The organism is Streptomyces sp. 130 (assembly GCF_007096885.1).
Lineage (GTDB): Bacteria > Actinomycetota > Actinomycetes > Streptomycetales > Streptomycetaceae > Streptomyces.
Window position 1 is genome coordinate 13,759 of the sequence record NZ_VJNO01000034.1, and the last position, 25,551, is coordinate 39,309.

General features: G+C 71.1%; 26 protein-coding genes. 16 read left to right on the top strand and 10 right to left on the bottom strand.

What is annotated here, in order from left to right:
• Positions 1-216 precede the first annotated feature (216 nt).
• Positions 217-615: a nuclear transport factor 2 family protein gene (locus FKN01_RS24585; RefSeq protein ID WP_143624179.1), complete on the top strand. Its 399-nt coding sequence runs from the start codon at positions 217-219 to the stop codon at positions 613-615.
• A 301-nt stretch (positions 616-916) separates the two neighbouring features.
• On the opposite strand, the gene FKN01_RS24590 is transcribed toward FKN01_RS24585, so the two are convergent.
• The 3 genes from FKN01_RS24590 to FKN01_RS24600 all read right to left on the bottom strand — a co-directional run bounded on the left by FKN01_RS24590 (position 917) and on the right by FKN01_RS24600 (position 3,004).
• Entirely contained in the window at positions 917-2,146 is a 1,230-nt protein-coding gene (locus FKN01_RS24590; protein WP_143624181.1) for a metallophosphoesterase, read from the bottom strand.
• Positions 2,147-2,274: 128 nt separating this feature from the next.
• Complete coding sequence (locus tag FKN01_RS24595; RefSeq protein WP_143624183.1) at positions 2,275-2,742, bottom strand: hypothetical protein; 468 nt, start codon at positions 2,740-2,742, stop codon at positions 2,275-2,277.
• A 19-nt stretch (positions 2,743-2,761) separates the two neighbouring features.
• Complete coding sequence (locus FKN01_RS24600) at positions 2,762-3,004, bottom strand: hypothetical protein (protein ID WP_143624185.1); 243 nt, start codon at positions 3,002-3,004, stop codon at positions 2,762-2,764.
• A 666-nt stretch (positions 3,005-3,670) separates the two neighbouring features.
• Between FKN01_RS24600 and FKN01_RS24605 the strand changes: the two genes are divergently transcribed.
• The 5 genes from FKN01_RS24605 (at position 3,671) to FKN01_RS24625 (ending at position 8,904) form a co-directional block, all read left to right on the top strand.
• Positions 3,671-4,723: a 2,3-butanediol dehydrogenase gene (locus FKN01_RS24605; protein ID WP_143624187.1), complete on the top strand. Its 1,053-nt coding sequence runs from the start codon at positions 3,671-3,673 to the stop codon at positions 4,721-4,723.
• 252 nt (positions 4,724-4,975) lie between these two features.
• A complete protein-coding gene (locus FKN01_RS24610) occupies positions 4,976-5,941 on the top strand; it encodes an alpha/beta hydrolase (protein WP_143624189.1) in 966 nt (321 codons plus the stop codon).
• Positions 5,942-5,993: 52 nt separating this feature from the next.
• Positions 5,994-7,061, top strand: coding sequence for a hypothetical protein (locus FKN01_RS24615; protein ID WP_143624191.1), 1,068 nt, complete (start codon positions 5,994-5,996; stop codon positions 7,059-7,061).
• A gap of 188 nt (positions 7,062-7,249) precedes the next feature.
• Entirely contained in the window at positions 7,250-8,386 is a 1,137-nt protein-coding gene (locus tag FKN01_RS24620) for an FAD-dependent monooxygenase (RefSeq protein ID WP_260697004.1), read from the top strand.
• Positions 8,387-8,427: 41 nt separating this feature from the next.
• Entirely contained in the window at positions 8,428-8,904 is a 477-nt protein-coding gene (locus tag FKN01_RS24625; protein ID WP_260697005.1) for a MarR family winged helix-turn-helix transcriptional regulator, read from the top strand.
• Positions 8,905-9,321: 417 nt separating this feature from the next.
• Here FKN01_RS24625 and FKN01_RS24630 read toward each other — a convergent pair whose 3' ends face one another.
• The 6 genes from FKN01_RS24630 to FKN01_RS24655 are packed head-to-tail and all read right to left on the bottom strand — an operon-like array spanning position 9,322 to position 14,332.
• The gene (locus FKN01_RS24630) at positions 9,322-10,530 is read right to left on the bottom strand and encodes a DUF3500 domain-containing protein (protein ID WP_143624195.1); all 1,209 of its coding nucleotides are present in this window, start codon (positions 10,528-10,530) and stop codon (positions 9,322-9,324) included.
• 11 nt (positions 10,531-10,541) lie between these two features.
• Positions 10,542-10,928, bottom strand: coding sequence for a RidA family protein (locus FKN01_RS24635; protein ID WP_143624197.1), 387 nt, complete (start codon positions 10,926-10,928; stop codon positions 10,542-10,544).
• A 6-nt stretch (positions 10,929-10,934) separates the two neighbouring features.
• The gene (locus FKN01_RS24640) at positions 10,935-11,786 is read right to left on the bottom strand and encodes a fumarylacetoacetate hydrolase family protein (protein WP_143624199.1); all 852 of its coding nucleotides are present in this window, start codon (positions 11,784-11,786) and stop codon (positions 10,935-10,937) included.
• Positions 11,783-12,253, bottom strand: coding sequence for a DUF4440 domain-containing protein (locus FKN01_RS24645; RefSeq protein WP_143624201.1), 471 nt, complete (start codon positions 12,251-12,253; stop codon positions 11,783-11,785). Before FKN01_RS24645 ends, FKN01_RS24640 begins: the two co-directional genes overlap by 4 nt.
• Positions 12,250-13,548 (bottom strand): FAD-dependent monooxygenase, encoded by a 1,299-nt coding sequence (locus tag FKN01_RS24650; protein ID WP_143624203.1) that lies wholly within the window; start codon positions 13,546-13,548, stop codon positions 12,250-12,252. The genes FKN01_RS24645 and FKN01_RS24650 overlap by 4 nt, the downstream gene beginning before the upstream one ends.
• Positions 13,549-13,585: 37 nt before the next feature.
• The gene (locus tag FKN01_RS24655; RefSeq protein WP_185992970.1) at positions 13,586-14,332 is read right to left on the bottom strand and encodes a dienelactone hydrolase family protein; all 747 of its coding nucleotides are present in this window, start codon (positions 14,330-14,332) and stop codon (positions 13,586-13,588) included.
• Between the two features lie 200 nt (positions 14,333-14,532).
• On the opposite strand from FKN01_RS24655, the gene FKN01_RS24660 reads away from it, so the two are divergent.
• From FKN01_RS24660 to FKN01_RS24680, 5 genes are all read left to right on the top strand, one after another.
• Positions 14,533-15,579 (top strand): ABC transporter permease, encoded by a 1,047-nt coding sequence (locus tag FKN01_RS24660; RefSeq protein ID WP_260697006.1) that lies wholly within the window; start codon positions 14,533-14,535, stop codon positions 15,577-15,579.
• A gap of 113 nt (positions 15,580-15,692) precedes the next feature.
• Positions 15,693-16,856, top strand: coding sequence for a substrate-binding domain-containing protein (locus FKN01_RS24665; RefSeq protein WP_143624207.1), 1,164 nt, complete (start codon positions 15,693-15,695; stop codon positions 16,854-16,856).
• A 77-nt stretch (positions 16,857-16,933) separates the two neighbouring features.
• A complete protein-coding gene (locus FKN01_RS24670; protein ID WP_143624209.1) occupies positions 16,934-18,469 on the top strand; it encodes a sugar ABC transporter ATP-binding protein in 1,536 nt (511 codons plus the stop codon).
• On the top strand, positions 18,466-19,512 hold the full coding sequence (locus FKN01_RS24675) for an amidohydrolase family protein (RefSeq protein ID WP_143624211.1): 1,047 nt from the start codon (positions 18,466-18,468) through the stop codon (positions 19,510-19,512). Before FKN01_RS24670 ends, FKN01_RS24675 begins: the two co-directional genes overlap by 4 nt.
• 26 nt (positions 19,513-19,538) lie before the next feature.
• The gene (locus tag FKN01_RS24680) at positions 19,539-20,858 is read left to right on the top strand and encodes a DUF3500 domain-containing protein (protein WP_143624213.1); all 1,320 of its coding nucleotides are present in this window, start codon (positions 19,539-19,541) and stop codon (positions 20,856-20,858) included.
• 12 nt (positions 20,859-20,870) lie between these two features.
• Here FKN01_RS24680 and FKN01_RS24685 read toward each other — a convergent pair whose 3' ends face one another.
• Positions 20,871-21,530 carry a GntR family transcriptional regulator gene (locus FKN01_RS24685; RefSeq protein ID WP_143624215.1) on the bottom strand — a complete coding sequence of 220 codons (660 nt, stop codon included), beginning with the start codon at positions 21,528-21,530 and terminating at the stop codon, positions 20,871-20,873.
• A 65-nt stretch (positions 21,531-21,595) separates the two neighbouring features.
• On the opposite strand from FKN01_RS24685, the gene FKN01_RS24690 reads away from it, so the two are divergent.
• The 5 genes from FKN01_RS24690 to FKN01_RS24710 all read left to right on the top strand — a co-directional run bounded on the left by FKN01_RS24690 (position 21,596) and on the right by FKN01_RS24710 (position 25,536).
• A complete protein-coding gene (locus FKN01_RS24690) occupies positions 21,596-22,351 on the top strand; it encodes a dimethylmenaquinone methyltransferase (protein ID WP_260697007.1) in 756 nt (251 codons plus the stop codon).
• A complete protein-coding gene (locus FKN01_RS24695) occupies positions 22,348-23,058 on the top strand; it encodes a GntR family transcriptional regulator (RefSeq protein WP_260697008.1) in 711 nt (236 codons plus the stop codon). The genes FKN01_RS24690 and FKN01_RS24695 overlap by 4 nt, the downstream gene beginning before the upstream one ends.
• Before the next feature lie 2 nt (positions 23,059-23,060).
• Positions 23,061-23,846 (top strand): 2-oxo-hepta-3-ene-1,7-dioate hydratase, encoded by a 786-nt coding sequence (locus FKN01_RS24700; RefSeq protein WP_143624221.1) that lies wholly within the window; start codon positions 23,061-23,063, stop codon positions 23,844-23,846.
• Complete coding sequence (locus FKN01_RS24705) at positions 23,831-24,625, top strand: HpcH/HpaI aldolase/citrate lyase family protein (RefSeq protein WP_143624223.1); 795 nt, start codon at positions 23,831-23,833, stop codon at positions 24,623-24,625. The genes FKN01_RS24700 and FKN01_RS24705 overlap by 16 nt, the downstream gene beginning before the upstream one ends.
• 200 nt (positions 24,626-24,825) lie before the next feature.
• Positions 24,826-25,536 (top strand): siderophore-interacting protein, encoded by a 711-nt coding sequence (locus FKN01_RS24710; protein WP_221939377.1) that lies wholly within the window; start codon positions 24,826-24,828, stop codon positions 25,534-25,536.
• Positions 25,537-25,551 lie beyond the last annotated feature (15 nt).

Genomic DNA, 25,551 nt, shown 5'->3' on the forward strand with positions numbered 1-25,551 from the left:
GGGGCATCCTGGACCGTGTGCGTCGTACCCTCGGCCACCGAGACCCCCAGCTCGTAAGCGCGTTGACTCCGGGATCAACGTCCCCAAAGTTTTCACAATCCTCACGCATCTGTCCATCCTGCATGCCCAGCGTGACGGGTCAGCGAATAGCCGGGCGATAGGCGGGGGTTGGTGCGGCCCGGAAGAGTGCCGGCCAAGGAGAAAGGAGGCGTCCCCATGCACACCGACGCCTGGACGGGCAGCGCCCCGTACACCGGGGGCGACCTGGTCACCGCCGCGGGGACCGACCACGTCCGTCTCGTCTACGAATACCTCGACGCGGGCGACCTGGACGCGTGCGCCTCCCTGCTGCACGGCCACGTCGCCCTGGACCTGCCCGGCGCCCCCACGGCCCACGGCCGGGCCGCGTTCGTGCACGCCCACCGCGACCACCTCGGGGCCCCGGCCCGCCACGAGATCGACCACGTCGTCGCCCACGCCCGCAAGGTGGTGGCCGAGGGCCGCCGCTTCGGCCAGGGCACCGGGGACACGTGCGTGCGCTTCGTGGACTTCTTCGGCATCGCCGAGGACGGCATGGTGGAGTCCTGCGTCCGCTACTACCACGCGTTGCCCTGACCGGCGCCGCCCGCCGAGCGCGGCGCGCCGGCGCGGCAGTGGCGCGGAAGGCCCGGCTGACCACGGCCGCGCCGGTGAGGCCGCACCGGGCGGCGACGGCCGGATGCGCTGCCGGCACAGCTCGGGGCGGGCCGGGTCCGGGCGGCACCCGTCGAGCCGGCGACGGCGGTCGTTCCGGCGGCGGTCGTTCCGGCGACGCTCTCCGTGTGCGGGCCGCTGGATCGGCCGAGATCGCGGCATCCGGCGACCGGCTGCCGGTATCCGTCGGCCGGGCAACCGGCTACCGGCGGCCGGTCGCGGGTCAGGTCGCGGCGGGCCGGGCCGGCGCCTCCGGTGAGCGCAGCACCAGCAGGGTGATCTCGCTGGGCGCGAAGACACGGAACGGCGGGCCCCAGAATCCGGTGCCCCGGCTGGTGTAGAGCTGTGTGCGGTCGCCGTGGCGGCTCAGCCCGGCTACGGCCGGCTGGTCGAGGCGGACCAGGTAGTGGAAGGGCCAGATCTGGCCGCCGTGGGTGTGGCCCGACAACTGGAGGTCCACGCCGCCCTCGGCGGCCCGGTCGATGAACTTCGGCTGGTGCGCCAGGAGCAGCACGGGCAGCTCCGGATCGGCGCCGTCCAGCGCCCCGGCGAGGTGCGCGCGGTGGCCGGCCAGCCCGGAGGACTCGGCGGTGACGTCGTCCACACCGGCGACCACGAGGGTGTCCCCGCCGCGTTCGAGCAGCACATGGCGGTTGCGCAGCGGCTGCCAGCCCAGCTCGTCCATCAGGTCCACCCAGCCCTGCGCCTCGCTGTAGTACTCGTGGTTCCCGGTGACGTAGACGCGGGCGTGGGCGGCGCGCACCGTGCCGAGCGGCGCGGCCTGGGCGCGGCGGCGGTCGGCGGTGCCGTCCGCGATGTCACCGGTGTGGCAGACCAGGTCCGCCTCCAGCGCGTTGACCTCCGCGCACACCCGCTCCGACCAGCGGACCCGGTCCAGCGGCCCGTAGTGCGTGTCGGTGACGAGGACGACCCGTGTGCCGTCCAGACCCGGCCCCAGGCGCGGCAGCCGTACCTCGACCCGGCGCACCCTCGGCACCCGGCGCGCCTCGGCGTAACCCCAGCCGAGCAGGGCCGCGGCGGCCCCCAGCACCGACCAGGTGACGATCCTGGCCCGGTCCTGCCCGTCGCCGGCCCCGGCCAGGACCAGGGCGAGCCGCAGCAGGACGCCCAGCAGCACGGACCAGGTGAACAGCACCCAGATGGACCCGAGCAGGCTGTCCCCGACGATCGCCGCCCGGTCCCGCTGCCGCCTGCCGTGTCCGCGCACCATCGCGACCGGCATGGTGACGAGGCCGAGCACGAAGAGACAGGTGCCGCCCACGGTGACGGGAAGCGGCCAGTGCTGCCCGGCGTACAGCAGCACCCAGCACGGCACGGCCCACAGCAGGACCGGGGCGACCAACGGGACGTAACGCATCAGGCGCCGCACCCGTCCCGGCGGTCCCGCCGCCGCCTCGCCGTCCGCGGCCCGGGCCTCGCTGGTATCGGTCACGTTTCCCCTCCTCGCACGGCCGGAACGCCGCCGGGCACTGTACCGGGTCGGCGCGGAGGGCTTGGGGACGGCCGTGGCCGGCCGGTGTGCGGAGACTCCGCCGGCCCCGGCGGCGATCGTACGAAAACTCAGCCGGCCCTGGCGGCGATCCAGGCGTCCAGCTGCTCGCGGGTGGTGGTGGGGTCCGCGATCAGCCCGGCCAGTTCGTCGTCGGCGTGGTGGCGGGTCGAGACCGCCGGGCAGCGTTGGCACGCCTCCACGCCGCTCTGCGACCACCACTGGCACTTAGGCCGCAGATGGCAGCGCGGCACGGCCGCCTCGACCACCTTCGGCGCGGCGGCGACCACTCGCTCCACGAGGGCGCACTCGTCGCCCCGGCGGTTCGCGCAGCCGCTGACGCAGTGCGAGGCGAACCGCAGGATGCGCCGGGGGTCGATGCCTTCGGGCACATCGCCCAGCACCTGGGAGGCGGGCACCGGGTCGGCCAGATAGGCGACCCGGCCCTCCTGCCCGGACCGCACACCCAGGACGACCGCCTCGGGCGCGTGCGCGTCACCGCTGGGACACCAGCTCGTCGGGGAATTGTCCTTGTCCACGGTCCTCGGCCCCTTCGCGTCAGCAGGCGGCGCGGGAGGCCGCGCTGTTCGGGTTGCTGTAGCCGGTCGGGTCGATGCCCAGCGCCGCGCCGGACTCCTGCTCGACGGCCTGCTGGATGCTCGCCTTCAGCTGCTCCAGCGAGGTGACGCGCTCGACGGGGGCGGCGGTGGCGGTGGGCGATCCCGCCACCAGGACACCGGCGGTGACGAGGGCCACGGCGGCAGCGGTGGCCGCCGCCGTCCGGGACGAGTTCTTCTTCATGGGGACTCCCTTGGCTGCGGACATGGTCCGGCCGCTCGGATGCGGCCGTTCCCGTGTGCGGAACGCTAGGGGCCGGGCCGTGCGCCGGACGGCAGTCGCAGCGGCGGTCGAGCGGCAGTCCCGGGCCGGCCGGCCGGCTCCCCCCGGCCGTGCGCGATTTTGTGAGACGTCCCTGACGGCGGTCCTGCGCCACGTCGGGGGCCAGGAGGGGATGAGCACCCATGACGTGCCGGGTCCGGCAGCGGACCGTACCGCTGGTGAACGCGAACCCGGCCGACGACTCCGGCGCCGCACCCGCGGAGTGCGGCCCCTCCCGCGGCCGTCCCGCCATGCGCCCGCCGCCCCCGGGACGGCGCGCGTACGGCGGGACGTTTCCTCGGAATTCGCCGCGTATGGCGGTGACCTGCGAAAGCAGAGGCATCTGACACTGATGTGGGCGCCGCAGCAGCGCGGCACGCAACGAAGAAGTTCCGGTGGCCGGACGTCACCCGCCCACAGGCCCCGCCTCGGAGCGGTTGGCTCCCTCGTGCCCGACCGGCTTCTCGTCCGCCCGGTGTTCAGCCACCGGGAACACGGCGTTGGCGCCGCGCAGTGCCCGATACGGCGGTTCGCGCCCGCAGCGACGGCGACCGGTGGTCCCGGTCGTCTTTGAGGAGGAGTTGGAGAATGAAGGCCGCACGGTTCCACGGCAAGGAAGACCTTCGCATCGAGGAGGTGCCGGAGCCCAGTCCCGGACCCGGGCAGGTGAAGCTCCGCAACGCCTTCGCCGGCATCTGCGGTTCCGATCTCCACTTCTACTTCTATCCGGAGTCGCTGCCCTTCGCCGTGGACCAGCCGCATCCTCTCACCGGTGCCACGCTGCCGCAGATTCTCGGCCACGAGTTCTCCGGCACCGTCGTCGAGGTCGGCGAGGGTGTGACGGATGTGAAGGTCGGCGACCTCGGTGCCGTCTACCCTCTGGCGGTCTCCTGCGGCGACTGCGGGGCCTGCCGGAAGGAACTGCCCTTCTCCTGCCGTCTGATGGGCTCGCTCGGGGCGAATGTCGAGGGCGGTGGCCTGTCGGAGTTCACCCTCGTCGACGCGTCGAAGGTGCACGTGCTGCCGGACGGCGTGGACCTGCGGATGGGGGCGCTCGTCGAACCGATGGCGGTCGGCTGGCACGCCGTGTCGCGCAGCGGCGTCCAGGCAGGCGGCACCGCGCTCGTCGCCGGGGCCGGTCCGGTCGGGATCGGCACCTGGTTCGCGCTCAAGGCCCGCGGGGTGGAGAAGGTGCTGGTGTCCGAGCCGAGCGCGGACCGCCGTGCCGTCATGGCCGCACTGGGCGCCCGGGTCGTCGATCCCGTGAACGAGGACGTCGCGGCTGCCGTCGCCGCACTCACCGGCGGCGACGGAGTGGACGTCGCGGTGGACGCCGCCGGAGCGGGTCCGGCGATCACCTCCGCGCTGGCGGCTCTGGCCCCCGGCGGCCGTCTGGTGGTCGTGGCGCTGCACGAGCACCCGATGGACTTTCAGCCCACGCAGCTCATGATGGGTGAGACGGAGATCGTCGGAGCGGTCGGATACCGGCCCGAGGAGTTCGACGCGGTCATCGCGGCCATGGCCGACGGGGTGTACGACACCACCGGCTGGGTGCAGGAGATGCCGTTGGAGGGCATCATCGACGCCCTCCACTCGCTGCGCGGCGGCGTCGGCGGGAAGGCCCTCCTGAAGGTCGGCTGACCTTCCCCGAAACGGTGCGGTACGGACGGCCCGCGGGGTCGTCCGTACCGCACCGTGGCATGCCGGCGGGCGGTGCGCGAACGGCGGGGGACACGGCCCCGGACCGCAGCGTTCGGCGGTTCCTCGTGGGGCGCCTCGCGCAGGACGATGGGCTCGAGCCGAGTCCAGGCGATACGGAGCAATCAGTCAAGCAGCGCAGTCAAGCAGTGCAGTCAAGCAGCCCAGTCGAGCAGTACAGATCATGGAGCCCTGATGTCCGCCACCTTTCCGCGACCGCCGTTCGACCCGGAGCTCGAGGCCGTCCTCGCGGTCCTGGCCGACCAGATCCCGCCGACCCTGACCGCGGAGATGATTCCGGACATGCGCCGGTCGTCGCCGGCCGAGGTCACCGACGAGGTGCTGGAGGCCGACGGTCTGACCCGGCGCGACGTCGCGATCCCCGGGTACCGGGGTGACGAGATCACCGTCTCGGTGATCGCCCGCGAGGATCACCAGGGACTCGGCCCGGGCATCTACCACACGCACGGCGGCGGCATGGTCTCCGGCAACCGGTTCTCCGGCCTGAGCCAGGTCCTCCCGTGGGTCGTCGAGCACGATGCCGTACTGGTCACGGTCGACTACCGGCTGGCGCCCGAACACCCCGACCCCTACCCGGTCGAGGACTGTTATGCCGGACTGCTGTGGACCGCCGAGCACGCCCGGGACCTGGGGATGGACCCGGACAGGCTGATCATCGCCGGACAGAGCGCCGGGGGAGGACTCGCCGCCGGCGTCACGCTGCTGGCCCGCGACCGGCGGGGACCGCGCCTCATGGGCCAGGTCCTCATCTACCCGATGCTCGACGACAGGGACCACACGGTCTCCGCGGCCCAGTTCGACGCCGTCGGTGTGTGGGACCGCGGCAGCAACCGCATGGGCTGGACCGCGCTCCTCGGCGAGCGGCGCGGAACCGAGGACGTGTCGGTCTACGCCGCCCCCGCCCGTGCCACAGACCTCACGGGGCTGCCGCCCGCGTTCATCGACTGCGGCTCGGCCGAGGTGTTCCGGGACGAGGACGTCGCCTACGCGACAGCCCTGTGGCACGCTGGCGTACAGGCCGAACTCCACATCTGGCCCGGTGGCTTCCACGGGTTCGACCTGACCGCACCCCACACCGCTCTCGCGCACGTCATGACGGCCGCGCGCAACGCCTGGGTCGCCCGCACCCTCGGGTCCTGAGGCGCCGCCCCCGGCCCTCGGTAAGCTGAGGGAGAGGTGCGAAGGAGTACAGATGCACCAGCTGGTCGGACGACTGAACTCACTCGACCCGCAGGCGGGCCAAACGCTGCGCATCGTGTCGTACTTCGACGTCCTCATCACGCGGGGCGCCGGGCTCGACGGGCTCCTGCGCGGTGCTGCGGTCCTCTCCGGCACCGTCGCAGGCGCGGAGATCCGGGGGCGCGTGACCCGGCGCGACCCGGACGGGCACCCGGTCACCGACGAGGCCGGCCACCGGCGGCACAGCTCCCGCAGGTCCCACGGCGACTGGACGGTGTGGCTGGAGCGGAACGGGGAGCCGGAGCCCGACGACGAGATGATCGTGGAGCGGCTCGCGCTGGGGGTGGAGCTCCTCGACGCGCGCCGCAGCCCCGAGCGCGGTCTCGACGCCATCGTCGACCAGGCCCGCTCCGTCGCCGAACGCACCGCTCTCCTGGCCAAGCGGCGGATCGACCCGGCGACGCCGGTGCGTGTCCTGGCCACCACGGCCGACGCCCCCGAGATCAGCGGGGCCCCCTCCGCGATCGTGCCGACCCGGTACGGACTCCTGAGAGCCACCCTCGACCTCTCGGGCACCATCAGCAGCCCGCCGGAACCGGTCGGTTTCGGAACCCGGGTACGAGCCGACCGGGCCCCCGAATCCTGGGAGGCGGCGCTCGTCGCGCTGCGGCTGACGGACGCCTCCACGCCGGCCGTCGACTCGGCGGACCTGGGGGCGATGCTCCTGCTCGCCCAGACCTACGACCCGGAGCACCCGCACGAGGACGTGCACGCCCTCGCCCGCCTCGACCAGCGCTCCGCGGACGTGCTCCGCACCCTGGTGGAGGCCGACAGCGTCCGCTCCGCGGCGGCCGAGCTGGGGATGCACCACTCGACCGTGCAGGCCCGCCACGAAGCACTGTCCCAAACCCTGGGCTACGACCCGCGCAGCAACGTCGGCAGGATGCGCTACATCGCCGCCGCCCTGCTGCTGCGCCTCACCGACCCGGTCACCGCGGCAGGCCCCGGCAGCCCAGGGGACGGATACCGGGCCGCTGCGGGGCCGTGCCGTGACCACCTTCCGGCCGGGCGCCTCGACTGACAGCGCTGGGAGACCAAGGCCGCCGTCGCCCGTCGAGGTGTGAGGGCGCGAAAAATCCAGCCCCGAGGACAAATTAAATCCATGTGTCAGAACCATTGACTGACATATATATGCCTTCGTATCTTTCCCTTTGCGTACCACAGCGCACCCGATCGCGGGCTGTACCGCGGAGCCGAAGGGAAATGGCTATGAGTCGAGGTTCGATCTTGATCGTCGGTGGGGGCATTGGCGGTCTTTCGACCGCCATCGCCGTCCAGAAAAAGGGGTACGACGCGACGGTTGTCGAGCTCAATTCCGACGTTCACTCGTCCGTTTACGGCGTCGGCATCATTCAGCCGATGAACGCTCTGCGTGCGCTCGACATGATCGGTGTCGCCCAGGACTGCATCGCGGCCGGCTACCCGGCCAAGCGCTGGGGCGGCCTGTACGCGACCGACGGCACCTTCATCAAGGAGATGCCGGGTACGCCCGTCCCCGGTCTCGACCTGCCCCCGATGAACGGCCTCACCCGCCCGAAGCTGCACGAGATCCTGACCTCGCATGCCGTCGAGGCGGGCGTGACCATCCGCTACTCGACGACCTTCGCGCAGCTCGATGACGACGGCGACGGTGTCGACATCAGCTTCACCGACGGGACCACCGGCCGCTTCGACATCGTCGTCGGCGCCGACGGCGTCTACTCCAAGACCCGTGGCTATGTGGTCGAGGGCGAGGTCAGGCCCTACTACATCGGCCAGTCGGCCTACCGGGTCAACATCCCGCTGCTGCCCGAGATCGACAGCATCATCCTGCAGGCCGGCCCCGAGGGCATGGCCGGCCTCGTCCCGATAGGCGAGGACCTGGCCTACCTCTTCTACAACGCCCACATGGAGGCGCAGCCGACGCCCGAGTCGGGCGATGACACCGCTCAGAAGCTGCGTGATTACCTCGCGCCGTTCGACGGCTTCATGGGCCGTATCCGCGACGAGTTCATCGACGACGGGTGCGAGATCGTGCTGCGGCCGGAGGAGTCCCTGATCGTGGAGGCCCCCTGGCACAAGGGCCGCATCGTCCTGCTGGGTGACTCCGTCCACGCGATCACGCCGCACCTCGGCCAGGGCGCCGCCCAGGCGATTGAGGACGGCGTCGTGCTGGCCGACTGCCTCGCCGAGCACGACGACCTCGCTGTGGCCTTCAGGGAGTACACGGACCGCCGGTTCGAGCGCTGCAAGCTCATCGTCGACACCTCGCTCGACATCGCGGAGTGGGAGATGGGCCGCAAGCCGGGCTTCGACAACATCGCCGCCACCGACCACGTCCTGGAGGTCATGGCCCAGCCGCTCTGAGCCGTGCTCACACGCGGGGCGGGCCCACTACGATAAGAGGAATGAGCCTTCCCTCCCGCCGGCGTGAGCTGGCCGACGTGCTGCGCGAGCTCGGGTGGACCGTCCACCGACGGTCACCCGAGCGCGCGGGCGTCGGCCCGGTCCCGACCACCGAACTGGCCCTGCTCAAGCAGGTCATCGACGTGCCGGGTTCCACCGTGGGTGAGCTGGCCCAGGCGCTGGGACTGCGTCAGCCCAACGTGAGCGCGGCGATCCGGGTCCTGGTCGGCCGCGGCTTCGTGGTCAAGGAGTCCAGCCCCGAGGACCGTCGCGTCACGCTGGTCCTGCCCACCGCAGTCGGCCGTGCGGAGCACGAGGCCATCGCTGAGAGCTGGGCTGCGCCGATCCGCGAGGCTCTGGACGGACTCGCCCCGGAGCACCGGGCGGCGATCGAGCAGGCCACGGAGGCGCTGGCGGCTCTCCACGGACGCCTCCACGCCCTTGAGGCGGGCGGGGCGGAGATCGACGCCTCCGTCTAGGGCGTTCGAGGGGGCCCTCCTGCCGGGCACTTTCCTGGCGGAGGCGGGCGGGGAAATCCACCGCGTAATCGGTCCATTTCCGGCTCGTGGCCCGGAGCCTTGCCGAAATGCCGCCGATCTCTTCCAGCCCGGCCGTTACGGCGACTGTGAATGCGGCCGGGAATCCGTTCAGGCGAATATCGGCGCAGCCGGAATGAATCGCCCGTGAAATCTCGCGGGCGAGTCATTTTGATTGTCCGCAACGGTGGGCGCGGCACTCTGTTACTGGGCCGAACCCCGGCCGCTCATAGCGTGCTCCGTTCTTTGTGCACGGCATTTCTCATCCGGGTTTCCCTCGTGAGTGCCGTGCCCGCTCGTGCCTGATCGCCGAGCTGCCCATGTCGGGTGGCCCGGCGATCGGCGTGCGGCACGGGCCGGTCAGTGCTTCACGTAGACCTCCGGGACATACCACCCTCCCGTCTCGAGCGGGGCCTCCTCGGTCGGCCGGTTCGACACCAGCCGGCGCCGCAGGTGCCGTCCGTCCGGGCCGTGCTGCGCGTAGTGGTCGAGCAGCAGGTCGTGTCCGAGGTCGTTGTTGAGGTCGCGCCAGACCGAGTGGGCGTGCTGGCCCGCGGCGACCGCGTTGTCGGCCTCGACGAGCAGGTCGCGCGTGGAGATCCGGTAGTAGTGGGCGGTGTTCGCCTCGCGCCCGCCCGCCCAGGCGAACCGGATGTCGTGCGGGTCGGCCGCGAGCACCTGCTCACGGTACTGCCGGGCCAGCTCGTCGGGGCCGGTCTCCACGTAGTAGAGGAGAAGGCCGCGTACGGCGTCGAGCTGCTCGCCGGTCAGGTCGGCGCCGCTGATGCCCGACGGGTCGGCCTTCACGAAGCGCAGGCGCTCGCGGTCCTCGTCGGTCGTCTCGTAGCCGACGATCCCGAGGTCGACCCAGTCGGGCCACTCCTCGGCACCGACCCGGGGCACCTGACGGGTGACGAAGTCGGCGGGCGCGACATCGAGGATGACGGCCTGGTCCTGTGCGTCGGGGGACAGCGAATGCAGGACGGCCAGAGCCCGGCGCTCGTTCTCCCCGAGCGCGTCCAGCACACCGGCGCCGACGGGCTGGGCACCCATCGCCAGCGGTGTGACGGTGAGGTAGCGCTGCGCGACGATCGTGTAGTTGAGGGAGAGGTGGTGGCCGATGACCCGCCAGCCCCAGGTGTCCTCGAAGCCGGGCCGCCCCCAGAAGCTGAACCAGTAGCCCTCGGGGTCGCGGAAGTTTCCGGCGAGGACGCCGAAGCCGCGTTCGAGCACCTCGATCTCGCGCAGCATGTTCTCCGTGGCCATCACGGAGAGCGCCTGGCTGTAGCCGCGCATGCCGAGGCCGGCCTTGAGCAGGGTGTGCGCGATGACCTTCTGGTGCCGGTCGAGGGCGTGCAACGGGATGCCCGCCCGGTCGGGTTTGGGGATGAAGTCCCAGTCGACACGGCCCGGATCGTTCATGTCGGGCACGGTCGCCGCGGCCCTGAGCTCGGGGCGGAGCGAGTCGAGCAGTGCCCAGGTGGCGAAGAGCATCCGTTTGATGGTGACGGGTGCCTCGTAGCTCATGGGGCCGGGCGAGGAGCCGCGGGGGTCGGGCAGGTGTGTCATGGTTCACTTCCTCAGTCGCTGAGCACTGCGAGCAGGTCGCAGTGGACGACGGCGCCGCGGTCGAGCCGGGCCGCGATCGCCTGCCGGGCGGGGCGGTTGGCGGGGTCGGGGAACATCGCCAGCCACTCGCGGTTGAGTGCCTCGCGGTCGTTGGGATCGACGAGGTGGAACGTCATCTTGAGGATGTCGTCCGTCGTGCCGCCGAGTTCGGCCATCAGGGTGCGGACGTGGGCGAAGACGTGTGCGAACTGCTGATCGGCGTCGGCGGGCATCTCGCCCGTCTCCGGGGCGCGGCCGGTGATGGCACCGGTCGCGACGAACGGGCCGATGCGGCTGGCGGCCGGGATCGGGTTGCTGTGGCTGAACCCCGGCAGGTCGATGCTGGTGCGTGTGCCCACGGCCGCTCAACCCCCCGCGATGACGCGGTTCTCGATGTGACCGAGGCCCTCGATCTCCGCGCGGACGACATCGCCGGCCGTGAGGAAGTTGCCCTGCGGAGCCCCGATGCCCGCTGGCGTGCCGGTGGCGAGGATGTCACCGGGCATGAGTGTGAACACCTGCGTCAGATAGGCGATCTGCTCGTAGATGTTGTAGATCATGTCGTCCGTCCGCCAGTCCTGGCGGATCTCGCCGTTGACGCTGAGAACCATCCGCAGGTCGTGCGGGTCGGCGATCTCGTCGTCGGTGGTCAGCCACGGGCCGATCGGGCCGTGGGTGTCGAAGGACTTGCCGAGTGTGAACGTCGGCGACCGCTTCTGCAGCCAGTCGCGGACCGACACGTCGTTGGCGACGAGGTACCCGGCGATGACCGAGCGGGCGTCCTCGACGGACACGTGCTTGCAGCGCTGCCCTATCACCACGCCGAGCTCGACCTCGTAGTCGAGGGCGTCGGAGATGGCGGGCTTCACGATGCCGTCGTAGGGGCCGACGATGCAGGAGACCTGCTTGTTGAACCACATCTGGTTCTCCGGGACCGGGATGCCCGCGGCGCGCGCCTCCTCGGCGTGCTCCTTGTAGTTCATGCCGATGCCGAGGAACTTCTGCGGGTTGTCGATCGGTGCCTCGAGGACCACGTCGGCCAGCGGGTACGACGGGCCGGCCGCCGCGAGGAGCTCGTGCTTCAGCGAGGGCAGCAGAGGCAGGATCGACCGCAGCGACGTGCCCCCGACGACATCGGACACGTCGGCGACCCGGTCATCGTCGACGCGACCCAGCCGCGTCGGCCCCTCCGCGGTGTGGAAGCGTGCGATCTTCACTGCTGCTCCTCCTGGGCGATCCTGTCGAGGCCGGCCTTCTCCTCGGCGGTGGGGGTCCAGACGTGCTCGCCGTCCGGTGTCATCTGGAAACTGACGAAGCGCCAGGCGCCGTCCTCGCAGCGCCGCAGCACCTGGATCACCTGGCCGGCGACCGTGCGCTCGGAGCCGTCCGGACTGCCGAGGCGGTTGATGAGACGGCCCGTCATGATCGCGACGTCGCCGATCAGCCGGATGGTCAGTTCGCCCCGGGTGGCGCCCTTGTAGGGCGCGCGGGTGGCGACGTGCTCCAGGAGCTGGGCCTTGGTGTGGGTGAGGCCGGGCGCGTGGGTGTGCACCAGGGAGTCGTCGTACAGGTCACGCAGCGTGTCGAGGTCGAGCTCCAGCAGCGCCCGCTGACGGCGTTCCTCCGCTTCGAGGATCGCCGCGCGCGTGGCCTCGTCGGCGGGAACGACGGGGGCGACGGTCATGCCTTGGCTCCGTACTCGTCGAGGTCGTCGGTGCGGTAGCCCGTCGCCTCGCCGGCCTCGAAGCCGGGGCGGGGCGAACCGACAAGCGCGTGGTACTTGCTGAAGATCCGGTCGGCCTCCGCGAGCGGGAGAACCTCCTCGATGTCCGTCAGGGGAGCGCCCCCGGTGCGCTCGGCGACCATGCGGCGGATGACCTCGTAGCCCTCGCCGCGCATGTTCATCACGATCCGGTTGACGTTCTCGCGGCGGGCCGCGTCGTACGCGACGAAGGCCGCGTGCGGATCGTCCGGGGTCTCGGCGAGCCTGTCCACGATGACGCGGGCGTCGAGCATGGCCTGGGTGATGCCGTTGCCGCCGCGCGGGTACATCGCGTGGGCGGCGTCGCCGAGCAGGACGACCCGGCCGTCGACCCAGTTGTCCAGCGGGTCATGGCGGATCAGCGGGAAGAGGTAGACCTCGCGGGCCTCGCGCAACATCTTCCGGACGTCGAGGAAGGGCAGGTCGACGGTGTCGAAGAGCGGGATGACCTCGCTGATGTCGCCGACCTGGTTCCAGTCCTCGATGGTCTCCTCGCCGTTGGTCTCGGCGACCCAGTTGACCAGGGTCCTGCCGGTGCCCTCGAAATCGTCGGCGATGGGATAGACGATCATCGAGGCGATGTTGGGGTCGCCGATGTGCAGGATCGTGTGACCGTTGCGGAAGGGTTCCATCACCGTGGTGCCGCGCCACATCGTGATGCCGGAGAAGTGCGGCTCGGACAGGCCGGGGAACATCTGCTTGCGGATGGCGGACTTGATGCCGTCGCAGGCGATGACCGCGGCATGGCGCACCTGCTCCGTGCGGCCGTCGTCGTACCGGAGGTCCAGCGTCACGCCGGTGTCGTCCTGCGCGTAGCCGGTGACGCCGGTGCCGAGGCGGATCGCGTCCGCGCCGAGCCGGTCGAGCGCGGCCCTGTAGAACAGCATCTGCAGGGTGCCGCGGTGCACGAAGCGCTGCTCGTGCAGGTAGCCCATGTGCACGCCGCACTTCTCGGCGTAGATCTCCTGGCCGAAGTGGTTGTAGAAGATCGAGTCCTCCGCGTCTACGGAGATCGCGCGGAACTCCTCCAGCAGACCGAGGTCGTCGATCTCGGCCGTGCCGACCGTCTTGATGTCGACGCCGACGCCGAGCGGCTTGAGCTCGGGCACGACCTCGTAGACGACCGGGCGGAAGCCCTTCTGGTGCATGCGGAGTGCGGTGAGCAGGCCGGCCGGTCCGGCGCCGATGATCGCGATGTCGAGATCGGTGGTGGTCATGTCGTTGTCCTCGTCGTCTGAGGCGATGGGTGGGCGGTCAGGAGGCCGGAGCGGAGAGCTCGGCGAGGAAGCCGGTGGTGGCCGCCCAGGCGCGTGCGGCGCTGCGCGGGTTGTGGGCGAACACCTCGGGATCGGGGGAGGCGACGGCCTTCGCGCTGGTGAAGGCGTGGGTGGTGCCGCTGCAGAGGTGGAACTGGTGGTCGAGGCCGGCGCCGCTGAGGTGTTTCTCGAGCTGCTCGCGCATGCCAGGCGTCGCCATCGGGTCGTCGGCGCCGATCATCAGCAGCACGGAGCCCGATCCCGGGGTGCTCCAGTCCTGCTCGAGCAGGTCGAGTCCGGGGTGCACCGCGGCGACACCGGCGACGTCCGCCCCGGTGCGCAGGTACTCGAGCGCCGAGGAGCCACCGAAGCAGTAACCGAGGAGGGCCAGGGGCCGGCCGGTGAACTCCGGCTGCGCGTCGAGCGCCGCGTGGGCGGCGGCGATACGCCCCAGCCACCGGTCGCGGTCCCGGGCCATGGCACCGATCAGCGGCCCGATCTCGGCGGCCGAGGACGGTGTGGCGCGCTCGCCCCACACGTCGGCCAGGAACACCGGATGACCGGCCTCGGCGAGCCGCGCCGCGTGGCCGGTCATCTCCTCGCCGAGGCCGAAAGCGTCGTGGATGAGCAGGACCGCGGCGGCGGAGGTGTCGGCGGCCGCTCCGCCCCGGGGCGGCACGACCAGACCGCGCATGCGGGTGCCTTCGTGCTGGTACTCGACGTCGCGGCCGGCTGCCTGCGTCACGGTTCCCTGCCTTTCTGTGTGGGACATGGCGTGCGCCACACGATTGATCAGGAACCGTAGAGGAGATCGTGTACGATTTCAACCACGATTTATGATGCAGCGGGTCTTGCGTTGCAGGTGATTCTGTATATGGTTTCGCACACGATTCGGAACAGTCCGGCACCCCACCCGCACGCACCAGCCAGGGAGCGCCCGATCCCATGTCCAAGACGCCCACGGCCGCCGCCCGGCCGACCAGCGACGTGACGTCGCCGCCCGCACGGACCTCCACCCCTGCCGCCCTTGTGAAGCGCAGTGGCGGCGTAGCCTGGTTCGCCTCCCGCTTCGCCGTCATCGGCGTCTGGATCGCGCTCGCGGTCCTTTTCTCGGCCCTCCGCCCCGACACGTTCATGACGTCGGGCAGCCTCAAAGTGATCTTCGGCAGTCAGAACCAGTCGGCGCTCGTCTTCCTGACCGCCGCCCTGCTCTGCACGATCATCGTCGGCGAGTTCGTCGACATGTCCGTCGCCTCCAACTTCGGACTCGCCGCCATCATGCTGACGATCCTCCACGTCAACCACGGGTGGAACGTGTGGGCGGCGGTGCTCGCCGCACTCGTCCTGTCCACCGCGGTGGGTGCCGTGAACGGCTGGCTCGTGGTCAAGGTCGGCGTCAACACCATCGTGGTGACACTCGGCATGGGGACCTTCCTTCTCGGAATCGCGCTGTGGGTCTCCGACCTGATGCCGGTCAGCGGCCTCCCCTCGGATTTCAAGGACATCGCGCTCCAGCCCGTCGCCGGCCTTCCGATCAGCTTCTTCTACGGGCTCGCGCTCATGCTCGGGTTCGCCTACGTCCTGCACTTCACACCGCTGGGCCGCACCATGCGCTTCGTCGGTGAGAGCCGCGAGGTCAGCCGGCTGGCCGGAGTGCGCGTGGCCCGGCTCCGGGTCGCGGCCTTCACGACCGCGGGCCTCATCGCCGGCCTGGGCGGCGTGCTCTCCGCCGCGGCCACCGGCGGCTTCGACCCCAACGTGTCGCAGAGCTACCTGCTGCCGATCTTCGCGGCGGCCTTCCTCGGCACGGCGATCCTGCAACCGGGGCGGTTCAACCCGATCGGCACCCTCATCGCCGTCTTCTTCCTGGCGACCGGCGTGCTCGGTCTCCAGCTCCTGGGCGCGACCTCATGGGTCACCAGCGTCTTCTACGGCGGCGTGCTCGTCGTCGCCGTCACCCTCTCGACCGTACTGCGCAGCCGCTCGCGCTGATCACCGGCCGCTCGTCCTCCCGGACCAGCCGCTCGCGCTGATCACCCCGCTCGCACTCCCGGACCAGCCGCTCGCCCCCGCCGTGTCACTCTCAGCAACCAACGGAGTTCGCCATGAGACCCGCACGTCCCACCACCTGTCGACGCCCCCGCACCTGGGCCGCAGTCGCGGGCATCGCTCTCCTCGCCGGTTCCCTCGCCGCCTGCGGCGGTGACACGGAGGACACAGAGTCCGCCGGAGCCGACGGCTCGGCCTCCGCGGTCGGCGACAAGCTGGCCGCGGCGATGAAGCCGCTGGACGCCTACCCCGTCCCGGCCGAGAAGCTCGACAACGTCGACTCCGTCGCCGGAAAGACGCTCTTCTACATCCCGATCACCAAACAAGCGCCGATGTTCACCACCACCGAGAAGGCCCTCGCGGTCGCCGCCAAGGCCGTGGGGCTGCGCCTGCAGGTCTGCGACGGCAAGGGAACACCGACCGACATCGGCGGCTGCATCAACCAGGCGACGGACGCCGCAGCAGCGGCCATCATCGCGGACGCCATCCCGTACGCCCTGGCGGCCAACGGCTTCGACGCCGCGCAGAAGGCCGGCGTCCCGGTCGTCATCAGCAACCAGGTGCCCGACCCGGCCCACCCGGAGTCCAAGACGCTCACCTGGGTGCCGGTCCCCGGCAGCGAGCAGCAGACCCGCCTCTTCGACTGGATCGCCTCGGACGCCAAGGGCAAGGCCCACATCCTGGTCAACCAGAGCTCCGACGGCCAGTCGCCCGCCGCTTACGTCGCCGACGGCAAGGCCGCGCTGGAGAAGACCTGCCCCGAGTGCAAACTGACGGTCAACAAGGTCACGTCCTCCAACTTCGCGCTCGTCCCCTCCTCGACCAGCGCCGTGCTGCTGAAGGACCCCACCATCACCTACGTCGACGCGCAGTTCGAGCAGTACCTGCAGCCGACCCAGGGCGGCGTCCAGCAGACGTCGCGCACGGACATCAAGGTCGTCACCGGCTCCGCCTCCCTCGGCGGCCTGAAGGCCGTCAAATCCGGTTCGCTGTCGGCCGCCACCGCCCAGGCCGCGGCCTTCCAGGGCTGGGTCGATACCGACGCGGCGCTGCGCCTGATCCTCGGCAGGCCGGTGCCGGAGTACACCATCCCGACCCGTTTGTTCACGAAGGAGGGCATCGGCGACGTCAAGCTGACCGAGGACGCCGAGCTCTCCGGCGAGTGGTTCGGCCCGGCCACCTTCACCGATGAATTCAAGAAGCTGTGGGGCGTCGCGTGAGCGGGCACCCCGAGCCGGCCCCGGCGGGAGCGACCGGTCTCCCGCCGGCGCCCCGGCTCGCGGTCGAGGGGGTCAACATGACCTTCGGCAGCGCCACGGTGCTGCACGACGTCGCCATGGACGTGCGTCCCGGCGAGATCCACGCTCTCATCGGGCAGAACGGCTCGGGCAAATCCACCCTCGCCAAGATCCTCACCGGCCTGTACCGCCCCGACCCGGGCAGCCGTGTCACGGTCGACGGCGTCGACCTGCGGCTCCCGGTGCGGCCCGACGAGGCGCGTGCCGCGGGGGTCGCGGTCGTGCACCAGAACTTCGGACTGGTGCCGGACGCCACCGTGCTGGAGAACACCCGGCTCGGCCGGTTCAAGGGCTCGCGCTTCCTGCGCCGGATCGACTGGAAGGCCGAGGCCGCCGCGACGGAGGCCGTCTTCGAACGGCTCGGCCCGCGCCACATCCCGCTCGACGTCAAGGTCGCGGACCTGCACGAGGACGAGAAGGCGGTCGTCGCGATCGCCCGTGCCGTGCAGGACCTCGAGGACGGACGCGGCATCGTCGTCTTCGACGAGTCGACGCGCGCCCTCGGACGCAAGTCGCTCGAGCGCTTCTTCGCCCTGCTCGACCGCATCGTCGCCACCGGCACCTCGGCCCTGCTCATCACGCACCGACTGGAGGAGGTCGTGGAGGCCGCCGACCGGGTCACCGTGCTCCGCGACGGCCGGATCGTCGTGGCCGGCCGGGAGGTCGAGGGCATGACGAAGTCGGACCTCGCCCACCTCATGCTCGGGCGGGAGGTCGAAGGCCTGGAGCACCGCACGGCGGCCGACGTCCCGGCGGACGCCGCCCCCGTCGTGGTCGACGGCCTCACGGGACGCAGCGTGCGCGGGCTGTCCCTGCGCATCCGGCCCGGCGAGGTCGTCGGCGTCACGGGACTCAGCGGGGCGGGCCACGAGGACGTCCCCTACCTGATCAGCGGTGTCAGCAAGGCGGAAGGCGGCACCGTGACCCTGCCCGCGGGGCAGGTCGAGCTCAGCAGCCTGTCGCCGGCCTCGGCGATCGAGCGCGGCATCGCCCTCGTCCCGGAGGGCCGTGAGTCGGCCGGTCTCGTCGGCGGGATGACCGTGACGGAGAACATCTCGTTCCCGCAGACCTGCACCGCGAAGACCTCCGGCAAGCTGCGGCCGCTGCGCAGCGGGGCCGAGAAACGACTCGCCATGGACTGGATCGAGCGCCTCGACGTGCGACCCCCGTGGCCGCACGCCGTCCTGGAGAACATGAGCGGAGGCAATCAGCAGAAGGTCCTCCTGGCCAAGTGGCTCGCGACCGACCCGGCGCTGCTGGTGCTCCACGAGCCGACCCAAGCCGTCGACGTGGGCGCGCGCAAGACCATCGTCGAGGCGGTCCGCGGGGCCGCCCGTGAGGGCCGCGCCGTCCTCGTCGCCAGCTCCGACGAGAACGAGCTCGCGCTGCTGTGCGACCGCGTCCTCGTCTTCAGCGACGGTGCCGTCGAGCGTGAGCTCACGGGTGAGTTCACGCCGCACGACATCGTCCGGAACATCTACACCGACAGCTCGCGCACCAAGCTGCGCGAGCGCAGTCCACAAGGAGTGTCATGACCGTCGTCGACATCAACATCCACCACCTGCCCGAGGACCTCTTCACCAACGAGAAGATCCTCAACGGCTTCCTCAACAGCGCTCCGCGCGGCTTCGGCGAGATCGCCGGCGTCATCACCATGGAGGACGGCAAGAAGCAACTGGTCCTGGAGAAGCCGAAGGGCTACCCCAACCTCAACTACGTCGAGGGCGACTACTCGACCGAGGCGAAGCTGAAGGCGATGGACGACGCCGGCGTCGACTACGGCATCATGCGCGTCCCTGTCTGGCAGGAGTGGCTGGACCTGGAGACCTGCAAGGCGGTCAACGACAACGCCGCCAAGATCGTCGCCGAGTCCAACGGCCGGCTCTTCTCCACCGCCTGCCTCCCGCCGTGGGGCGGCAAGGAGAACATCCACGAGCTCGAGCGCTGCCTCGACAACGGCGCCGTGGGCGTCCAGCTCGCCTGCCACTACGGCCGGCTCTACCTCGACGACGACGCCTTCAAGCCCTACCTCAAGGTGCTGAACGACAAGAAGGTCCCGGTCATCGTCCACCACACGCCGCTGCCGGTGGAGTGGCAGTCGGTCATCGACTACCAGAACTTCCGCCGCGAGTACGGCCGCATCATGGACCAGGCCATCGCGGTCGGCCGCGAGCTGTTCAGCGGCATGTTCGAGGAGTTCCCCGACCTCAAGTTCATCCACACGATGCTCGGCGGCAACTGGTTCGGGGTCACGGATCTGCTCACCCCGCACGCCCCCAAGGCCGGCGAGGCGATGCAGCGCCTGTCGACGTCCGGCGGCGAGAAGATCAAGCAGTACCTCGAGAACAACATCTTCTTCGACCTCACCCACCCGCACTCCTGGGGCAAGATCCAGGTCGAGGCGGCACTGAAGATCAACGGCGCCGACCACTACATGTTCGGCTCCTCGTTTCCCGTCTTCCGCTCCTGGATGAGCCAGGGAGTCGAGTTCGTCAGGAACGAGCTGGAGATCAGCGACTCCGACCGCGAGGCCGTGCTGTACGGCAACGCGAAGAAGATGTTCAACCTCCCGATCTGACCCGCACGCCGAGCAGAGTGAGACCGATGAGCGCCCTACCCGACGAGGACATCGACGGATTCTTCACGACCTCCCGCACGACGGGCCGTGAGGAGTCGGTCGAGCTCAGCGACGACAGTTACCGCACCTTCCTGCCCGACCTCCACGACCCCAAGCTCACCGAGGTCCGCGGGATGGCCTACGAGGAGTTCGCCCAGAACCGCTACCAGGCGCCCTTCCTGCGCGACCTCCTCGCCTACTGGGACGGCCTCTACCGGGAGCCGTTCGTCGGTATCACCTCCGACGGCACGGTGCGCGAGGGGCTCTACGCCCTGCCGCCCACCGTGCCGTCGGACACCGGGAACGCGCCTTCCGAGGCCGCCGTCCGCTTCCTCGGGATGCTCACCCCCGGTGAGCTGGACGCGGTGCGCCACGACATCGACGCACCGCAGTGGCGGGCCTGGAGCAACCCCGAGTTCGTGGTGTACCGCGTGGGACTGAGGATGGAGGTGCTGACCGACGACAAGAAGTCGGCGATCCACGACGTCCTGCGCACATCACTGAGCCCCGAGGGTTACGCCCGGGTCTCGGGCGCGATGGAGCTCAACGGCTACCTCGGCGAACTGGTCGGCCTGCCCACCGTCATGAACCGGCACAGCTACTGGTTCTCCGTCTTCGGCGACCCGTCGGCGGGCACGGGGGGCGAGCCGTGGGGCTGGCAGCTCTTCGGCCACCACGTGGCCCTCAACTTCGTCTCCGTGGGGGGCCGGCACGTCATCGCACCGGTCTTCCTCGGAGCCGAGCCCGCGCTCACGGACGACGGCAGTCACGAGCCGCTCTTCGCGGAGCGGGAACGGCTCGCCCTCGAACTGGCAGGGTCCCTCACGGCCGCGCAGCGCGCCCGGGCCGTCGTCTTCGCTTCCGTACTCGACCCGGCCATGCCGGAGGGACGACTGCACCCCGCCGACGAACGGCACGTCGCGGGCGCGTTCCGCGACAACCGGGTGATCCCGTACGAGGGCATCCCGGCGGCCGAGCTCGACGACGCCCAGCGCGACCTGCTCCGCCGGATCGTCGCCGACTGCCTGCTCCTGCTGGTCGAGGGCCAGCGCGAGCTCGCGCTGGCCGAGTACGACGCGCACGCGGACCAGACGTGGTGTTCCTGGTACGGCGCCACGGACGGCTCCCAGCCGTTCTACTTCCGGGTGCACAGCCCGGTGCTGATCGCCGAGTTCGACGACCACGCCGGGGTGTGGCTGGACAACAAGCTGCCTGCCCGGTTCCACGTGCACACGACGCTGAGGCACCCCAACGGCAACGACTACGCCAAGGCCCTCATCGCCCGGTGGCGCGAGCGGGGCGAGTGAACCGTGCTCCGTTCAGAACCGCTGGTCCGGCAAGGCGGCCTCGTACGTGGTGACCGCCTCGATGGTATTGATCTCGTGCTGCTTCGCGGCTGCCTCGATGGCCTCGGCCGACGCGCCCGACTCGATGAGCTGGAGGATGCCCTCGTGCTCGGCGATGGCGGCCTGGGCGCGGCCGGGGGCGTACCAGAAGGCCGACCTGCGGACGATCTCGAGCCGGGCCCACTCGTTGTCGACCATGTCGACAAGGCGACGGTCGGGGCAGCGGCACGCGAGCAGCTGGTGGAACTCCCGGTTGAGCCGGCCGAAGCGGGCCGGGTCGAAGTCGGCGAGGGCCTCCTTCATCCGCCGGTCCAGGGTGTGGGCCGCGGTCAGGTCGGCCTCGGTGAGGTGGGGCGCCGACAGCGCCGTCGCGTAGCCGCCGAGGCGCGCCACGATCTGCAGGCCCCGCTGCCACGCGTCGGTGTCGAACGTCGCCACCTGCGCGCCGACGTTGGGGACGATCTCCACCCAGCCCTCTGCCTGGAGCCGACGCAGCGACTCCCGCCACGGCACTGAGCTGATGCCGTGCTCACGCACCAGCTGGTCGATGACCAGACGGTGCCCAGGGCCGTAGGTGCCGTTCATGATCCGTTCCTTGAGGATCATGAATGCCTGTTCGGTCTTGGTCGCCATGAAGTAGATCCAACCACAATTCCGTACACGATCATTCCGTGCCCGACAACGAAACGAGCCCTCCTGTGAACCCCACACCCGCCACCCCCCTGACCACGGAGCTGCGGGCGAAGCTGGCGTCGGCGCCCGTCGCCGGACTCTCGGCCCAGCTGCGCCGCCGGGGCCTCGAGGGCGTGTACGTCGATGGAGTCCGCCCCCTCGTGGCGGGACAGAAGTTCGTCGGCACCGCCCGGACGCTCCGCTTCGTCCCCTTCCGCGAAGACCTCTTCACCGGCCACGGCGGCGGCTACAACGCGCAGAAGCGCGCCTTCGACTCCGTGGCGGAGGGCGAGGTCCTCGTCATCGAGGCACGCGGCGAGAGGGGATCGGCCACGCTCGGCGACATCCTCGCCATCCGCGCCCATGCCCGCGGCGCCGCGGCCGTCGTGACCGACGGCGGGGTGCGCGACGCCGACGCCGTCGCCGCCGTGGGCATCCCCGTCTTCACGGCGGGGCCGCACCCCGCGGTGCTCGGCCACAAGCACGTCCCCTGGGACGCCGACCTCACCATCGCGTGCGGCGGTGCCACCGTGCAGCCCGGCGACATTCTCGTCGGCGACGCCGACGGGGTGATCGTCATCCCGCCGGACCTCGCGGAGGAGGTCGCCGACGCGGCCCTGGCCCAGGAGGACGAGGACGCCTGGATCGCCCGGAAGGTCGCCGAGGGCCACCCCGTTCAGGGGCTCTTCCCGATGAACGCCGAATGGCGCGCGCGGTACCGGGCCGAACGAGCCGCGGTGCCCGAGACGTCGGCGTCGGACGCGGCGCGGGCCGGAGCGTGACCGGGACCCGGCCGGCCCCGGCCGCGAGCAAGTCGCGGGTCGCCTACGAGTGGATCCGTGAACAGATCACGTCCGGCGCGTTCGGCCCGGGCCACCGCCTGGTCCTGACGACGCTCGCCGGGCGGCTCGGCATGAGCGTGGTGCCGGTCCGCGAGGCCATCAGCCGCCTCACGGCCGAGGGCCTGGTGACCTTCGAGCCCAACGTCGGCGCGAGCGTCGCCATGGCCGACCCGGACCGCTACATCCACGCGATGGAGGTCATCACCGTGCTGGAGAGCGCGGCGACGGCGCTCTCGGCGCCCCACCTCACCGGGCAGGACCTGGCGCGTGCCCGGGAGCTCAACACCGCGATGCGCGCCGCGCTCGGCGACTTCGACTTCCGGCGCTTCACCGCGCTCAACCAGGACTTCCACCACACCCTCTACTCCCGGTGCCCCAACCCCCGGCTGCTGGAGACGGTCGACGCGGAATGGTCCCGGCTGGGCCACCTGCGCGACTCGATCTTCGGGTTCGTCCCCCACCGGCCCAAGGAGTCGGTGTGCGAGCACGAGGACCTGCTCGATCTCATCGAGGGGAGCGGGACGTCCGACCGGATCGAGCAGGCTGTGCGCCGGCACCGCACCCGCTCCCTCGACGCCTTCCGCACCCACCAGACCGACGGCGCCCACTTCCCGCACCGCGTCGGCCGCGCCGGTCAAGGAGCCTGACGATGCTTTCCGACCAGATCCGCGCCGACCTCGCCGCCGAGCTCGAGCGGGCCCACGCCGAGCGCGCCGTGCTGCCGCGCATCACCGCCCGCCACCCCGAGGCGACGGTGGAGGACTCGTACGCCGTCCAAGGGCTCTGGCGCGACCGGCGGATCGCGGCCGGCCGCCGCCTCGTCGGCCGCAAGATCGGTCTGACCTCCAGGGCCATGCAGGCGGCGACGGGCATCTCCGAGCCGGACTACGGCGTGATGTTCGACGACACCGTCTGGGAGAACGGCGCGGTCGTGCCGTTCGGCGACTTCTCCAACGTCCGCATCGAGGTCGAGCTCGCCTTCCTGCTCAAGTCGCCGCTCCAGGGCCCCCACTGCACCGTCTTCGACGTGCTGCGCGCGACCGAGTACGTCGTCCCGGCGCTGGAAATCCTCAACTCGCACTTCGAACTCGAAGGACGCACGATCGTCGACACCATCGCCGACAACGCCGCCTACGGCGGCATGGTGCTCGGCGGCAGACCCGTCGCGCCCGACGCGGTCGACCTGCGCTGGATCTCCGCGCTGCTCTACCGCAACGAGACGATCGAGGAGACCGGCGTCGCCGCCGGTGTGCTCAACCACCCCGCCACGGGCGTCGCGTGGCTCGCCAACAAGCTCCATCAGCACGGCGCCGGTCTCGACTCCGGCGAACTGATCCTGGCCGGGTCGTTCACCCGCCCGATGTGGGTGTCGCGCGGCGACTCGGTGCTCTGCGACTACGGAACGATGGGAACCATCTCGTGCAGCTTCCGGTGACCTTCCGTGCGGCGCTCGCCGCCTCCGACCGGCCCCTCATCGGCATGTGGGTGTGCAGCGGCAGCCCGCTCGTCGCCGAGATCTGTGCGGGCGGCGGCCTCGACTGGCTGCTGATCGACATGGAACACGGGCCCAACCAGCTCGAGTCGGTGCTCGCGCAGCTCCAGGCGGTCGCCGCCTACCCGGTCGCCCCGCTCGTCCGCGCACCGGGTCTGCTGCCAGTCATGATCAAGCAGATCCTCGACCTCGGCGCCCAGAACATCCTGATGCCGATGGTCGACACCCCGGAGCAGGCGGAGGCGGCCGTGCGGGCGGTCAGCTACCCGCCGCGCGGCAACCGCGGGGTCGGATCGGCCCTCGCGCGGTCGGCCCGGTGGAACCGCGTCGACGACTACCTGGCCGACGGGGACGACCACGTCTCGCTGTTCGTCCAGATCGAGTCGGTCACCGGCGTCGAGAACGCCGCCGCGATCGCCGCGGTCGACGGCGTCGACGGTGTCTTCGTCGGCCCGTCCGACCTCGCCGCGTCGATGGGCCTGCTCGGCAAGCAGACCCACCCCGACGTGGTGGCCACGGTCGAGCGCGCCTTCGGGGCCGTCCGCGGCGCCGGCAAGCCCGTCGGCGTCAACGCCTTCGACCCGGCCGTCGCGTCCGCCTATCTCGGCCACGGCGCGTCGTTCGTCCTCGTCGGCGCCGACGTCACCATGCTCGCCCGAGGCTCCGAAGCCCTGGCCGAGCGGTTCATCGGCGCGCCCGCCCCGGGCCGCGCCGGCAAGTGAAGGAGCACCCCTTGTCCCTCTCCCCGGACTCGGGCCGCGCCGGCGGCCGAGCACGTCCTCCCCGAGGCGAAGGCCGTCCTGGTGGCGAAGGCCGTCCTGGTGGCGAAGGCCGTCCTGGTGGCCCGGGACGTCCTGGTGGCCCGCGCCGCCGGCCGCCGCGCCAGGTCGAGGTCGTCGACGTCAGGCCGCTGACCCCGCGCATGGTGTCGGTGGTGTTCGCCGGCGAGTCCCTCACCGGGTTCGCCGAGCCCGCACCGACGGCGCACATCAAGCTCTTCCTGCCCGACGCCGACGGCAACGTCGCGCGGCCGGTGGCCGGCCCGGACGGCCGCCTCGCATGGCCCGGTGGCCGGCCGGTGATGCGGACGTACACGCCCCGACGCTTCGACGCCGAGGCCGGCACCCTCGAGGTCTGGTTCGTTCTGCACGGCGACGGGCCGGCCGCGCGGCGGGCCGCGCTGGCAGCGCCCGGCAGCCGTGCCGCCATCGGCGGCCCGGGCGGCCGCTTCTCCGTCGATCCGACGGCGACCTCCTGGTGGATCGGCGGCGACGAGAGCGCCCTGCCCGCGATCGCCACGCTGCTCGAAGCGCTGCCGGACGGCGTCACCGGTCAGGTGCACCTGGAGGCCGAGGGCCCCGAGGACCGCATCGCCCTGCCAGCGTCCGCCGGGGTCGAGGTGACCTGGCACGACCGGGCGGGCGAGCCGGGCGCCGCCCTCGTCGACGCGCTCCACCGGGCTCGCCTCGCGGACGACGCACACGTCTGGATCGCCTGCGAGGCATCGGCGGTCCGCAAGGCCCGGTCGTACCTCCTCGTCGACCGGGTGCGGCCGCGCTCGCAGGTGACCACGCGCGGCTACTGGCGCGTGGGCGAGGCCGACCACCCCGACCACGACTATGGCGAGGACTGAGAGAGGAGTGAGGGG

What these genes read in the sequence shown, in the direction of transcription:
- FKN01_RS24585 (WP_143624179.1), top strand. Translation starts at nt 217, where the DNA reads ATGCACACCGACGCCTGGACGGGCAGCGCCCCGTACACCGGGGGCGAC.
- FKN01_RS24600 (WP_143624185.1), bottom strand. Translation starts at nt 3,004, where the DNA reads ATGAAGAAGAACTCGTCCCGGACGGCGGCGGCCACCGCTGCCGCCGTG.
- FKN01_RS24605 (WP_143624187.1), top strand. Translation starts at nt 3,671, where the DNA reads ATGAAGGCCGCACGGTTCCACGGCAAGGAAGACCTTCGCATCGAGGAG.
- FKN01_RS24610 (WP_143624189.1), top strand. Translation starts at nt 4,976, where the DNA reads ATGTCCGCCACCTTTCCGCGACCGCCGTTCGACCCGGAGCTCGAGGCC.
- FKN01_RS24615 (WP_143624191.1), top strand. Translation starts at nt 5,994, where the DNA reads ATGCACCAGCTGGTCGGACGACTGAACTCACTCGACCCGCAGGCGGGC.
- FKN01_RS24620 (WP_260697004.1), top strand. Translation starts at nt 7,250, where the DNA reads ATGAGTCGAGGTTCGATCTTGATCGTCGGTGGGGGCATTGGCGGTCTT.
- FKN01_RS24625 (WP_260697005.1), top strand. Translation starts at nt 8,428, where the DNA reads ATGAGCCTTCCCTCCCGCCGGCGTGAGCTGGCCGACGTGCTGCGCGAG.
- FKN01_RS24630 (WP_143624195.1), bottom strand. Translation starts at nt 10,530, where the DNA reads ATGACACACCTGCCCGACCCCCGCGGCTCCTCGCCCGGCCCCATGAGC.
- FKN01_RS24645 (WP_143624201.1), bottom strand. Translation starts at nt 12,253, where the DNA reads ATGACCGTCGCCCCCGTCGTTCCCGCCGACGAGGCCACGCGCGCGGCG.
- FKN01_RS24650 (WP_143624203.1), bottom strand. Translation starts at nt 13,548, where the DNA reads ATGACCACCACCGATCTCGACATCGCGATCATCGGCGCCGGACCGGCC.
- FKN01_RS24660 (WP_260697006.1), top strand. Translation starts at nt 14,533, where the DNA reads ATGTCCAAGACGCCCACGGCCGCCGCCCGGCCGACCAGCGACGTGACG.
- FKN01_RS24665 (WP_143624207.1), top strand. Translation starts at nt 15,693, where the DNA reads ATGAGACCCGCACGTCCCACCACCTGTCGACGCCCCCGCACCTGGGCC.
- FKN01_RS24670 (WP_143624209.1), top strand. Translation starts at nt 16,934, where the DNA reads ATGACCTTCGGCAGCGCCACGGTGCTGCACGACGTCGCCATGGACGTG.
- FKN01_RS24675 (WP_143624211.1), top strand. Translation starts at nt 18,466, where the DNA reads ATGACCGTCGTCGACATCAACATCCACCACCTGCCCGAGGACCTCTTC.
- FKN01_RS24680 (WP_143624213.1), top strand. Translation starts at nt 19,539, where the DNA reads ATGAGCGCCCTACCCGACGAGGACATCGACGGATTCTTCACGACCTCC.
- FKN01_RS24685 (WP_143624215.1), bottom strand. Translation starts at nt 21,530, where the DNA reads ATGGCGACCAAGACCGAACAGGCATTCATGATCCTCAAGGAACGGATC.
- FKN01_RS24700 (WP_143624221.1), top strand. Translation starts at nt 23,061, where the DNA reads ATGCTTTCCGACCAGATCCGCGCCGACCTCGCCGCCGAGCTCGAGCGG.
- FKN01_RS24710 (WP_221939377.1), top strand. Translation starts at nt 24,826, where the DNA reads ATGGTGTCGGTGGTGTTCGCCGGCGAGTCCCTCACCGGGTTCGCCGAG.